The organism is Mizugakiibacter sp. (genome assembly GCF_039680435.1).
Taxonomy (GTDB): domain Bacteria; phylum Pseudomonadota; class Gammaproteobacteria; order Xanthomonadales; family Rhodanobacteraceae; genus Mizugakiibacter.
This window is the reverse complement of sequence record NZ_JBDKSX010000068.1, coordinates 1-12,153: the sequence shown is the minus strand read 5'-3', so window position 1 is coordinate 12,153 and position 12,153 is coordinate 1. Positions and strand designations below refer to the sequence as shown.

9 protein-coding genes are annotated in these 12,153 nt (G+C 70.8%); 7 read left to right on the top strand and 2 right to left on the bottom strand.

What is annotated here, in order from left to right; genetic code table 11:
* Window positions 1-289: 289 nt before the first annotated feature.
* Window positions 290-2,893, bottom strand: coding sequence for a bifunctional aspartate kinase/diaminopimelate decarboxylase (locus tag ABFC67_RS07305; protein ID WP_346737336.1), 2,604 nt, complete (start codon window positions 2,891-2,893; stop codon window positions 290-292).
* A 429-nt stretch (window positions 2,894-3,322) separates the two neighbouring features.
* Between ABFC67_RS07305 and ABFC67_RS07300 the strand changes: the two genes are divergently transcribed.
* The 4 genes from ABFC67_RS07300 to ABFC67_RS07285 all read left to right on the top strand — a co-directional run bounded on the left by ABFC67_RS07300 (window position 3,323) and on the right by ABFC67_RS07285 (window position 5,779).
* Window positions 3,323-3,703, top strand: coding sequence for a Rap1a/Tai family immunity protein (locus ABFC67_RS07300; protein WP_346737335.1), 381 nt, complete (start codon window positions 3,323-3,325; stop codon window positions 3,701-3,703).
* 82 nt (window positions 3,704-3,785) lie between these two features.
* Window positions 3,786-4,415, top strand: a complete 630-nt coding sequence (locus ABFC67_RS07295; RefSeq protein WP_346737334.1) for a hypothetical protein — start codon at window positions 3,786-3,788, stop codon at window positions 4,413-4,415.
* 432 nt (window positions 4,416-4,847) lie between these two features.
* Window positions 4,848-5,120 (top strand): DUF4242 domain-containing protein, encoded by a 273-nt coding sequence (locus ABFC67_RS07290; protein WP_346737333.1) that lies wholly within the window; start codon window positions 4,848-4,850, stop codon window positions 5,118-5,120.
* Between the two features lie 134 nt (window positions 5,121-5,254).
* Window positions 5,255-5,779, top strand: a complete 525-nt coding sequence (locus ABFC67_RS07285; protein WP_346737332.1) for a hypothetical protein — start codon at window positions 5,255-5,257, stop codon at window positions 5,777-5,779.
* A 156-nt stretch (window positions 5,780-5,935) separates the two neighbouring features.
* Here the strand turns inward: ABFC67_RS07285 and ABFC67_RS07280 are convergent, their stop codons facing one another.
* A complete protein-coding gene (locus ABFC67_RS07280) occupies window positions 5,936-7,603 on the bottom strand; it encodes an amidohydrolase (protein WP_346737331.1) in 1,668 nt (555 codons plus the stop codon).
* A 178-nt stretch (window positions 7,604-7,781) separates the two neighbouring features.
* Between ABFC67_RS07280 and ABFC67_RS07275 the strand changes: the two genes are divergently transcribed.
* From ABFC67_RS07275 to ABFC67_RS07265, 3 genes are all read left to right on the top strand, one after another.
* On the top strand, window positions 7,782-9,116 hold the full coding sequence (locus ABFC67_RS07275; protein ID WP_346737330.1) for an amino acid permease: 1,335 nt from the start codon (window positions 7,782-7,784) through the stop codon (window positions 9,114-9,116).
* Window positions 9,117-9,271: 155 nt separating this feature from the next.
* A complete protein-coding gene (locus ABFC67_RS07270) occupies window positions 9,272-9,805 on the top strand; it encodes a (2Fe-2S)-binding protein (protein ID WP_346737329.1) in 534 nt (177 codons plus the stop codon).
* On the top strand, window positions 9,802-12,051 hold the full coding sequence (locus ABFC67_RS07265) for a molybdopterin cofactor-binding domain-containing protein (RefSeq protein ID WP_346737328.1): 2,250 nt from the start codon (window positions 9,802-9,804) through the stop codon (window positions 12,049-12,051). The genes ABFC67_RS07270 and ABFC67_RS07265 overlap by 4 nt, the downstream gene beginning before the upstream one ends.
* Window positions 12,052-12,153 lie beyond the last annotated feature (102 nt).

Here is a 12,153-nt window from a genome sequence, read left to right as displayed (position 1 = left end):
CCCTGGCAACTGTTCGGGTTGTTGGAGGAATAAAACCCCGCCCGACCCTGGCTCTCCCACGATCTCGCAATCTGAGGGCAATCGGTCTGGACGGGGTAGAGCTAACTTACAAGGGCCGGGGTGAGGGGGACGCGCGCAGCGCGCTGCATTGCGTGCATCAACGCCATCGCACCGATCCGATCACCATCGACCCACCCCGCTTGTCTCCCTCTCCCCAACGGGGAGAGGGCCGGGGTGAGGGGGACGCGCGCAGCGCGCCATGCATTCCGGCGAGCTTTCGCGACCGCGCTCATTCGATCACCGTCTCCTCCGCCGGTTCGCGCAGGTTGTAGCGCGAGGCCATGGCCGCGCCGTAGGCGCCGGCGTTGGCGATCAGCAGCACGTCGCCTTCGGCGCTGGCCGGCAGGCGGCGGTCGTTGCCGAGCACGTCGCCGGTTTCGCAGATCGGGCCGACCACCTGGTACAGCGTGTCGGGCGCGGCGTCGAGGCGGCTCAGGTTGGCGATCTCGTGCCAGGCGTCGTACAGCGCCGGGCGGATCAGCGAGTTCATGCCGGTGTCGGCGCCGAGGTAGTGCGTCGCGCCCTTGCGCTTGTCCTGGGTGACGCGCGTCAGCAGCACGCCGGCCTCGGCGACGAGGTAGCGGCCCGGCTCCATCCACAGCGCGTAGTGCGGATAGGCGCGCTTCACCTCGGCGAGGTGGCGCATCACCGCGTGCACGTCCAGCGGCAGGTCGTCCGGATGCGCCGGCACGCCGAGCCCGCCGCCGACGTTGAGGAATTCGATGCTGCCGATGCGCTCGGCCAGGCTGGCGAGCTGCGCGTAGACCTCGCCCCAGTGCGCGGCGTCGAGGATGCCGGAGCCGAGGTGCGCGTGCAGGCCGCGCAGGCGCGCGCCGCAGGCGTCGGCCAGCTTGAGGAAGGCGTCGAGCTGGTCCAGCGGCAGGCCGAACTTCGAGCCGGCGCCGCCGGTGCGCACCTTGTCGTGGTGGCCGAGGCCGCGGCCGAGGTCCACGCGCAGCGCGATCTCGCGCCCCTTGAACAGCGCGCCCCAGTGCTGCAGCGGGTGCAGCGCGTCCAGCGTGGTGAGGACGCGGTCGGCCAGCGCCTCGGCGTAGTCGGCGCGCGGCGCGAAGTTGGGCGTGAACAGGCGCGGCGCGGACACCGGCACGTTCGCCGCCACCGCGGCCAGCTCGCCGGGCGACACGCATTCGAAGCCGAGGCCTTCCTCGGCCAGCGCGCGTAGCAGCACCGGATGCGGGTTGGCCTTGACCGCGTAGTACAGGCGATCGACCACGCCGCCCGCGCGCAGCGCGCGGGCGCGGGCGCGCACGGTCGGCAGGTGGTAGACGTAGCGCGGGCTGAGCTCCTGCGCGAGCTTCAGCAGGCGCGGCCGCGCGTCGCGCCACCACGGCGCCGGCGTCGCGGCGGCGGCCCTGCCGTACAGCGCCTGCCAGCTCGGCCCGAACAGTTGCGGATCGTCGGCGCGCAGCGCGCCGGCGCGCACCAGCAGTTCGTGCAGGCGCGGCAGCAAGCCGTCGACCACGTCCTCGTCGACGACGAAGGTGAGGTTGAGGTTGTTCGACGACTGCGAGATCAGGTGCACGCGCAACTGGCCGAACTCGGCCAGCACCGCCGACAGCTTGTGCAGCATGCCGCGCATGCCGCGGCCGACCAGGGTGATCGCCGCGCACGGCGCGATTACCTTGACCCGGCACACCTTGGCGAGGTCGGCGGCGAGCGCGGCGACCACGTCGGAATCGAGCAGGTTCTCGGTCGGGTCCAGCGACACGGTGACGTTGGTCTCGGCCGAACCGATCAGGTCCACCGACAGGCCGTGGCGCTTGAAATGCGCGAACACGTCGGCGAGGAAGCCGACCTGCTGCCACATGCCGACCGACTCCATCGACACCAGCGTGATGCCGCGCCGCGAGCTGATCGCCTTGATGCTGGGCGCCTGCTCGCGCACCTCCGGGCCGATCTCGGTGCCGGCCAGCTCGGGCCGCTGCGTGTCCTTGATCAGCAGCGGCACGCGCGCCTCGCGCAGCGGCGACAGGCAGCGTGGATGCAGCACCTTGGCGCCGGTGGTGGCGATCTCCTGCGCCTCCTCGTAGTCGAGGCGGTTCAGCAGGCGCGCCGCCGGCACCTGGCGCGGATTGGCGCTGAACATGCCGGCGACGTCGGTCCAGATCTCCACGCGCGCCGCGCGCAGCAGCGCGCCGAAGTACGACGCCGAGGTGTCGGAGCCGCCGCGCCCCAGCAGCACGGTGTGGCCGTCGCCGTCGCGCGCGATGAAACCCTGGGTGATGAACACCTCGCCGCGCGCGGCGAGCTCGGCGGCCAGCGCGGGATCGTGGCGCGGCTCGACCTGCGCCGACAGCAGCCGCGCGCGTCCGTTGAGGAACGGCAATTCGCTGGCGGTGAAGCAGTCGCGCGCGTCCAGCCATGCGGTCGGCAGCCCGCGCGCGCCGAGGAAGGCCGCGCCCAGCGTGCTGGACAGCAGCTCGCCGTGCGCCTGCACCTCGGCCTGCCAGGCCAGCTCGCCGTCCGCGCCGGCGCCGTCGGCCGCCGCGCGCGCCAGCGAATCCAGCCAGCGCTCCATCGCCTCGACGCGGCCGAGGCCCATGTCGACAGCCAGCGCGCGATGGCGCTCGCAAAGCCGCTGCGCGGCGACGCCGCGCTCTGCCGGCGGCAGCGCGCACAGCGCCTTCAGCGCATCGGTGACACCCGACAGCGCCGACACCACGACGACCACGCGCGCACCCTCGGCGCGCCGCGAGGCGGCCAGGCGCAGGATGGTTTCCCAGTGCTCGCGCGTGGCGACGCTGGTGCCGCCGAACTTCACGACGATCCAGGGCGCTGCAGACGGCAGCGGCGCGAAGGCGGGAACGCTCACGGGGGCGGCTACGGGGGTGTCGGGCACGGGCAGAAGTCCGCTCAGTGTTGCGTGCGGTGCAGCAAAACGCAACGGAGAGCTATAGCCGACGCAGCGGGCGGACGGCCGGCGCGGACGTGGCGGAATGGAGGCGGAGGACGCATGCGTTGCTGCGCGGCGATGTCGTCGGCGCCGGCGACCCCGCGCACGATGCGCCGGCTCGCGCGTCCCGCTTATCCGACGAACTCGGAGCGATAAGTCTTATCACGGCGGAATCGACAGATAACGCGGCAGGCTGCAATCGACGCAAGCGGCAATCCCCAGCACGCAAGCCATTGAAACGCAGCCGGAAGCAGCCTTGACACCCTCGTTGACACGGGCGCACGCTGGCGTCTATCACCCCGGATGCGGGGTCTACTTGTAGTTATACCTTGCAGCACTGGAGGCATCATGGAAAGGCGAGCCGTTTGGTGGTTCCTGCTTGCACTCACAGCGCTAGCCTGCGTGCGCAGCCAGCCCGCTAGTGCTAAAGAGATGACGATTGGCGGCCTTCAAAAGATCTGTAGCAGCCAAGATTCGAACGCCAAAATGGCATGCAGGCTCTATATTGTCGGCATTTACGAAGGTATAACTATTGGTATGAACATGGCCGATCATAACTACCGGCACTTGTGCGCGCCAAACGACAAACGAGACGCTGCACTAGAGAAAATTGTAATGACGGATCTCAACGGAAACGTCAAGGCATCCCCTGAGCTTAGGGGTAAGCCCGCGGCAGAATTCGTGGGCATGGTAATGAGCATGATGTTCAGTTGTCATATTCAAGGGTAAGCATCAACAAGGCATAACTGTTCGTCCAAGCGGACGGCTTCGCCGCCGCTTAACTCAGGCGTTAGAACCAAGGGGGAGTTTCGTGGCAATTTTCGATGGCATTCGAAACAACTGGCGAAAGGCTGAGGCCGCGTCCATCGTGCAGCAGCTGCTCGAACACGACCAAAAGTTTGGGCTCGTGAGGCGCGGCGCAGCACGATACGCCAACGAGCTGGTCGGGCTTGCATGGCAGCAGTCGCCGCATCTGTACGATGGTAGTCGCGGCGTGTTGCCGCACAAGGTCGCGGTCGCAGCTTCAGCCTTGGCGCATGGCGCGAAGGCAGCGATTGGGCGCGACCCGCAAGACCCGGAGGCTTACGCGCTGGTGGTGTGTTTGGGCCAAATACTCCAAGACGTCGAGCATCATGACTATCTCTACACCCTCAACCGCCTCGATGAACATTTGCTTGGCTCTGCTGCCCAAACGTTTTCGGAGGTGAGTGAAGCCATCGAGGCCGCCATGTCCCGTGCTGCCGCGGTCGCAAAGGCAAGAGATGAAGCCACCCGGCGCCGCGAGCTTGATCAAGGGTTAGATCCCGCCGAAATTGAGACTATGCATCAGTACGGCATCACGTACCAAAATGGTCAGTTCCACTTTCAATCCTATCGCTACGATCGGCTTCAGGATGCTGTCAACTACGCCGAGCGCGTGGCGGTTCGGGAGCGGTTCTAACTATTCATGCATGGACTCCCCCTGCAAGTGACCGCGTGATGCGCGGACAGCAGAGCGGATCGGTTGCAGTCGTGCATGCGACCGTGGGGTGAGCCACGCAGGCTCGGGCCAGGATTCCGGCCCGCGCGCCTGCATGTGCGCGGGCGTTCGCAGGCTCGCGGCTGGCGCCGCTCGAAAGCCCTGCTCACCCGCCGGGACGTAGCCGCACGTTCGATCGGCCACGACCGGCCGGAAGTGTTATCGGCTTGCTTGTCCCGGGGACCGACACATTGCCATCGACGTTCGCGCGGCTTACGCGCCGGGCCTGCGCGTCGTAAGCTGGGCCGCGGCCGCGCGGCGGCCGCTACCGTCCAGGGTCGGACGTCACCCGGCGCGTGCCGAGCGACGAGTCGAAAAGCCGCCTCGCATGCGCTCCTTCCGCAGGAGAGTGTCATGCCGAAGTACGTGATCGAGCGCGAGATTCCCGGTGCCGGCAAGTTGTCGCCGGCGGAATTGCACGGCATCTCGCAGAAGTCGTGCGGCGTGCTCAGCGCCATGGGGCCGCAGATCCAGTGGGTCGAGAGCTACGTCACCGACGACAAGATCTACTGCATCTACATCGCGCCCAACGAGACGATGGTGCGCGAGCATGCGCGCCTGGGCGGGTTCCCCGCCAACAGGGTGTCGGAGGTGAAGTCGGTGATCAATCCGACCACCGCCGAGTAGGCGCCCGGCCACGGACGGCGTTCGGCCGCGGAACGTCGGCGCCGCAGGCCGCTGCGCCTGCGGCGCCCGCCGGGCCGATGCGCGCGCGTGGCGGCAGCCGCGAACCGACGACCTTTTCCCCGAGAGGCCCAACGATGACCGACACTCCGAAAGCGCCGGCCATGGCGTTCTGCGCCACCGCCCTTTTCGTTGCCTCCACGGCGACGCACGCCGCCGATCTCGGCGACTTCTACGGCGGCATGGCGAAGGGCTGCACCTACGATGCGGAAACCAACTACCGCGTGGTCACCGCCTACGTCGACGAGGACGGCGCCCGGCCGAAGCTGGCGCACCCCGCCGGCGGCCAGCGCCTGGCGCCTTTCTTCGGCAAGGCGACGCTGCAGGACAACGGCGAGTCCTACACGCTGACCATTCCGATCGCGGACGCGAAGCTGTACGGCATCCCGGTATCGCGGCTGACGATCTACCGCGGCATCCACGCGGACATCGCGGGCGTGATCGTCACCTTCCCTTTCCCGCCGCAGGAGGTCCGGGCACGGCTCGCCAAGGCCGGCGTCAGGCTCGAACCGCACGATCACGGCTGGGGCGACATCACGCCGGAGCTTGGGCCCGCGGACGACGGTCCGGGCACGCAGCTCGCCTGCGATCTCTCGATGTAGCCGCGGCGTGCGCCCCGCGCACGAATACCCGACAGCACACGTGCGCGGAGCGCGCGCCACGGCGCTGCAGGATCGTGTGTCGCCGCGCGGCGGCGGATCAGGTGGTGATGCCGCCTGATCCGCCCTACGGTTCCGGACGGCCCGTCCCTGCGTCGCTCAGCGCGCGCGGTACACCGGCTTGCCGTCCACCCAGGTCGACATCGGCTTGAGGCCGGCGATGGCACGCGGCGCAATGGTCATCGGATCGGCGGGCAGGATCAGGAAGTCGGCGCGCATGCCCGCCTTCAGCATGCCGACCTCGTTTTCCATGAAGGCGGCCCAGGCGGCGTCGCGGGTGAAGCCGGCCAGCGCCTGCTCGCGCGTCAGGCGCTGGTCGGGATACCAGCCGCCGGGCGGCTGGCCGGCGAGGTCCTGGCGCGTGATCGCGGCGTACAGGCCGAGCATCGGATTCGGATACTCCACCGGGAAGTCGGAGCCGAGCGCCATGTGCACGCCGGCGTGGATGAAGCGCTGCCAGGCGTAGGCGCCGCGGATGCGCTCGGCGCCGAGCCGCGCTTCCGCCCACGGCATGTCGGAGGTGGCGTGGGTGGGCTGCATCGAGGCGATCAGGTGCAGCGCGGCGAAGCGCGGGATGTCCTCCAGCGCGACCACCTGCGCATGCTCGACGCGCCAGCGGTGGTCGGTCGTCGCCGCGTCCTTGCCGAGCACTTCGGCGTAGGTGTCGAGCACCAGGCGGTTGCCGCGGTCGCCGATCGCGTGGGTGGCGACCTGCAGGCCGCAGCGGTGCGCGCGGGCGACGATTTCGCGGTAGCGCTCGGGTTCGGTGACGAGGATGCCGAGATTGCCCGGATCGTCGCTGTAGTCGGCCAGCAGCGCGGCGCCGCGGCTGCCGAGCGCGCCGTCCATGTACAGCTTCAGCGCGCGCATCTGCAGGCGCCCGGAGGGGTGCGCGTAGGCGCCGTGCTCGCACAGCCAGGCCAGCGCGGCGTGGTCGCCGTCGGCCATCGTGTACAGGCGCAGCGGCAGCTCGCCGTGGTCGGCCATGCCCTGCAGCACGTGCAGGTCGTCGAGGCTGATGCCGGGATCGTGCACGCCGGTCAGGCCCACCGACACCAGCGTGGCGAATGCGACCTGGTAGGCGTGGCGCTTCTGCGCGGCGTCCAGCGGCGGGATCGCCTTCTCGACCAGCTCGACCGCGCGGTCGACCAGCACGCCGGTGGCCTTGCCGTCGAGGCGTTCGATGCGGCCGCCATCCGGCTGCCAGTCGCCGTCCAGCGGTTTCAGCGCGCGCTTCATCGCCGCCGAGTTGACCCAGGCGGCGTGGCCGTCGATGCGCTCCAGATAGACCGGGCGGTCGGGGAACGCGGCGTCGAGATCGGCCGCGGTGGGGAAGCGCTTGCCGGGCCAGCGGTTCTGGTCCCAGCCGCGGCCGCGCAACCAGGCGCCGGGCGGCAGTGTCGCGGCGTGCTTGCGCAGGCGCGCGATCGCCTCGTCCTCGGACGACGCGCCGACCAGGTCGGCGTCGAGCAGCGCCATGCCGAGGCCGAGCGTGTGGCCGTGCGCGTCGATCAGGCCGGGGATCACGGTGGCGCCGTGCACGTCGATGCGGCGCGCGTCGGGATAGCGGCTGACCAGCGCGGGCGCCGTGCCGACGGCGAGGATGCGCCCGGCGTCGTCCCAGGCCAGCGCGTCGGCATCAGGTTTGGCCGGATCCATGGTGTGGACGCGCGCGCCGACCAGCAGCGTCGCCGCTTGCGCGAGGGATGCCTGCAATGCCGCGCCCGCGACCAGCGCGAGCAGGGCGTGACGAAGCGTGCGGCGCATACACATCCTCCGTGGGACAACCATTCGGTTCTTGCACAATGATGCAACCGCCGCAAGCGCCACTCGTTGACCGGGGTCACCCGGCGAAGGCCGGCCGGGCGGCGCCGCCGGGCTTCCAGCCTCGACAGCGAGCATCGGCCTGGGCCATGCTCGCGCGTCGCCACGGCGCGAGACTTCCATGCAGGCACAGGCGGAACAGGACGCGGGCTACGTGCGCCGGCTCGGCGCGTGGTCGTCGGCGATGGTGGTGGTCGGCGGCGTGATCGGCGGCGGCATCTTCCTCAACCCGGCGACCATCGCGCAGCGCACCGGCTCCGGCTGGACGCTGCTGGCGGCGTGGGTCGCCGGCGGCCTGCTGACCCTGGCCGGCGCGCTGTGCTACGCCGAGCTGGGCGTGCGCCGGCCGCAGGCGGGCGGCAGCTACGTCTACCTGCGCGAAGCGTTCGGTTCGCTGGCCGCGTTCCTGTTCGGCTGGACCATGCTGCTGGTGAACTACTCGGGCAGCATCGCCGCGGTGTCGATCATCTTCGCCACCTACGCCTGCGCCGGCTTCGGCCTGCCGACGACGCTGGTCAAGCCGCTGGCGGTGGGCGCGATGGTGTTCCTGGCCGGCATCAACTGGTTCGGCATCCGCGCCGGCGCGTTCGCGCAGAACCTGCTGACCGTGCTGAAGCTGCTGGCGGTGGCGGCGCTGGTCGTCACCGGCGTGGCGCTGGCCGGCGGCGGCGTGGGCGCCGCGCTCGGGCCCGATCCGGCGCGCAGCGACCTGCCGGCATGGGCGTTCGCCGGCGCGCTGCTGCCGGTGCTGTTCACCTATGGCGGCTTCAGCTACGTCAACACCGTCGCCGGCGAGGTGCGCGACCCGCGGCGCACGCTGCCGCGCGCGCTCGGGCTGGGCATGCTGCTGGTGATGGCCTGCTACGTGCTGGCCAACCTCGCCTACCTCACCGCGCTCGGCCACGACGGCCTGGCGCACAGCAAGGCGCCGGCCGCGGAGGTGATGAGCCGCGTGTTCGGCGACGCCGGCGCGCGCGCCATCGCCGTCGGCATCGCCATCTCCACCTTCGGCTACTGCAACATCGCCCTGATCGGCAGCGCGCGCGTGCTGCAGGTGATGGGCGAGGACGGCCTGTTCTTCCGCTTCGCGGCGAAGCTGCACCCGCGCTGGCGCACGCCCAACCTGGCGCTGGTCGTGGTCGCGGCGTGGGCGGTGACGCTGGCGCTTAGCGGCACCTACGCGCAGTTGCTCGACTACTCCACGGTCGGCGACTGGCTGGGCTACGCGGCCGCAGTCGCCACGCTGTTCTGGTACCGGCGCATGCGTGCCGACGAGCCGGCCAGCTACCGCACGCCGCTTTATCCGCTGCTGCCGCTGGTGTTCGTCGCCACCGTCGCGGCGGTGGTGGTCGTCACCGTGATCGCCAGCCCGGCCAACGCCGGCATGTGCATGCTGATCATCGGCGCCGGCGTGCCGGTCTATTACCTCTGGCGCAGGTTGCCGCAGCGCGCGTAGGGCGGATCCGCGGCGCAGCCGCGTATCCGCCGCTGTTGCACGGGAACCGGCGGAAACCGCTGCGCGGGTTCCGCCCTGCTTATTACGCTCAGTCGCCACGGCGTTCACGCACCGCGCGCGCGGTGCGACAATGCGGCGGTCCGCCGGAGACCGTCATGCAACAACAACCCCTGCAAGCCCCGCCGCCGCCCAGCGAGATCAGGCCGGAGCCCAAGCGCGACGGCATCGACGTGGTGATCAACGGCGAGCGCTTCCGCCACTACGGCGATCCGGCGATGCCGCTGCTGTGGTACCTGCGCGACGTGCTGCGCCTGACCGGCAGCAAGTACGGCTGCGGCATCGGCGCCTGCGGCGCCTGCACGGTGCTGGTCGACGGCCAGGCGATGCGCAGTTGCGTGACGCCGGTGAGCGCGCTGAAGGACCGCCACGTGACCACCGTCGAGGGCCTCGCCGACGCGCAGGGCAACCTGCATGCGCTGCAGCAGGCGTGGATCGACGAGGACGTCGCGCAGTGCGGCTACTGCCAGGCCGGCCAACTGATGGCGGCGGCGGACCTGCTCAAGCGCAAGCCGGACCCGAGCGACGACGACATCGACACCATCGCCAACCTGTGCCGCTGCGGCACCTACCCGCGCATCCGCAAGGCGATCAAGCGCGCCGCGGCGGCGTTGAAGGAGGGCAAGGCATGAGCGCGACGCTGCGGCTGTCACGCCGGCGTTTCCTGCAGGTGCTGGCCGGCGCCGCCGGCGCGCTGGTGGTCGGCGTGCGCGCCGACGCAGCCGGGGACGACGGCGCGCCGCTGGAACTGCTCGGCGACGACTACAGCCAGGTCGGCCCGTTCGTGCGCATCGAGCCGGACGGCCGCGTGATCATCGGCGCGCGCGCGCCGGACATGGGCCAGGGCACGCGCACCGCCCTGCCGCGCATCATCGCCGAGGAGCTCGACGCCGACTGGGCGCGCGTCACCGTGCTCGGCATGCCGCTGGGCGTCGAGGACGACGGCGGCAAGCCGCGCTTCGTCTACGGCGACCAGTCCGCCGGCGGCAGCACCAGCATCCCGCAGGCCTGGCAGGACCTGCGCCAGGCCGGCGCCGCCGCGCGCTGGCTGCTGGTGCAGGCCGCCGCGCGGCGCTGGAACGTGCCGGCCGCGAGCCTGCGCACCGAGGCGAACACGGTGATCGCCGCCGACGGCCGCCGCGCCGGCTACGGCGAACTGGCCGCGGACGCCGCGCGCATCGACCTGCCCAGGCAGCCGCTGCCGCTGAAGGCGCCGGCGCAGTACCGCCTGGTCGGCAAGCCGGCGTGGAACGTGGACGCGCGCGATATCGTCACCGGCGCGCTGCCGTTCGCGATCGACCAGACGTTCGCCGAGGCGCTGGTCGCGGTGATCGCGCGCTGCCCGTATCTCGACGGCAGCCTCGCCGAAGTCGACGACGCCGAAGCGTTGAAGGTCAAGGGCGTGGTCAAGGTGCTGCCGCTGCCCGGCCCCGACCCGGCGCTGGCGGTCGGCGTGCAGCCGCTGGCGCCCGGCGTCGCCGTGCTGGCCACCGACACCTGGGCCGCGCTGCAGGGCCGCGACCGGCTGAAGCTGGTGTGGAAGCCCGGCATGCGGGCGAGCGAGAGCACCGCCGCCCTGGAGCAGCAGGCGCTCGACAAGCTGGCCGGCGAACCGACCCAGCGCGCGCGCGACGACGGCGATTTCGCCAAGCTCTTCAAGCTCGGCCGCAAGATCCAGGCCGACTACTTCGTGCCCTACGTCGCGCACGCGACCATGGAACCGATGAACTGCCTGGCGCTCGTCGAGGCCGACCACGCCACCGTGATCGCGCCGACGCAGACGCCCGAACGCGCCTTCGAAGTGGTGCAGCGCCTGACCGGGCTGGCGGCGTCGCAGATCGAGATCCGCTTCCCGCGCATCGGCGGCGGCTTCGGCCGGCGCCTCGAGGACGACTACGTCGCCGAAGCGGTGCTGCTGGCGAAGGCGGTCGGCAAGCCGGTCAAGCTGATGTGGACGCGCGAGGACGACTTCACGCACGACGTCTACCGCCCCTGCGGCGTGCACCGCATGAGCGCGGCCACCGATCGCCGCCGCCGCATCATCGCCTGGCGCCACCAGCTCGCCAGCGCGTCCAAGCGCAACGGCCGCGGCGGTGCCGGACAGCAGTGGACGTCGGAGATCTATCCCGACGACCTGCCGGCCGGCCTGGTCGCCAACCTGCAGTACGACTGGTACGCGCTCGATTCCGGCGTGACCCGCGGCAACTGGCGCGCGCCCGCGCACGTCTCCAACGCGTTCGCGACGCAGAGCTTCCTCGACGAGATCGCGGTGGCGCTGAAGATCGATCCGCTGAAGCTGCGCCTCGAACTGCTCGGCGCGCCGCGTCCGCTGCCCTACCGCAGCCACGGCGGCCCGGTGCTGGACACCGGCCGGCTCGCCAACGTGCTCAGGCTCGCCGCCGCGCGCATCGGCTGGGACCAGCGCCGCACCAACGGCCACGGCCTCGGCATCGCCTGCCACTTCACCTTCGGCGGCTATGCCGCGCACGCGTTCGAGGTGTCGGTGGAAAACGAGCGGCTGCTGATCCACCGCGCGGTGTGCGCGGTCGACGTCGGCCGCGCGATCAATCCGCTCGGCCTCGAGGCGCAGATGATGGGCGGCACCATCGACGGGCTGTCGACCGCGCTGAACCTGGCGATCACGGTCAAGGATGGCCAGGTGCAGCAGAAGAACTTCCCCGACTACCCGCTGGCGCGCATGGCGGACATGCCGCGCGAGGTCGAGGTGCACATCGTCGAGTCCGAGGCGGATCCGTCCGGCGCCGGCGAGATCGGCATTCCCTCGGTCGCCCCGGCGCTGGCCAACGCGGTGTACGCGGCGACCACGGTGCGCGTGCGCCGGCTGCCGCTGATGGCGGAACTGAAGCGGCTGCTGTAGCGGCGCGCGTCAGCGCCCGCCCGGCGGCGCCGCCGCGGGCGCCGATGCCGCGGCGGCGGGCGGCGCGGCATCCGCCGGGCAGCCGGCCAGCGGCTTGCCGGC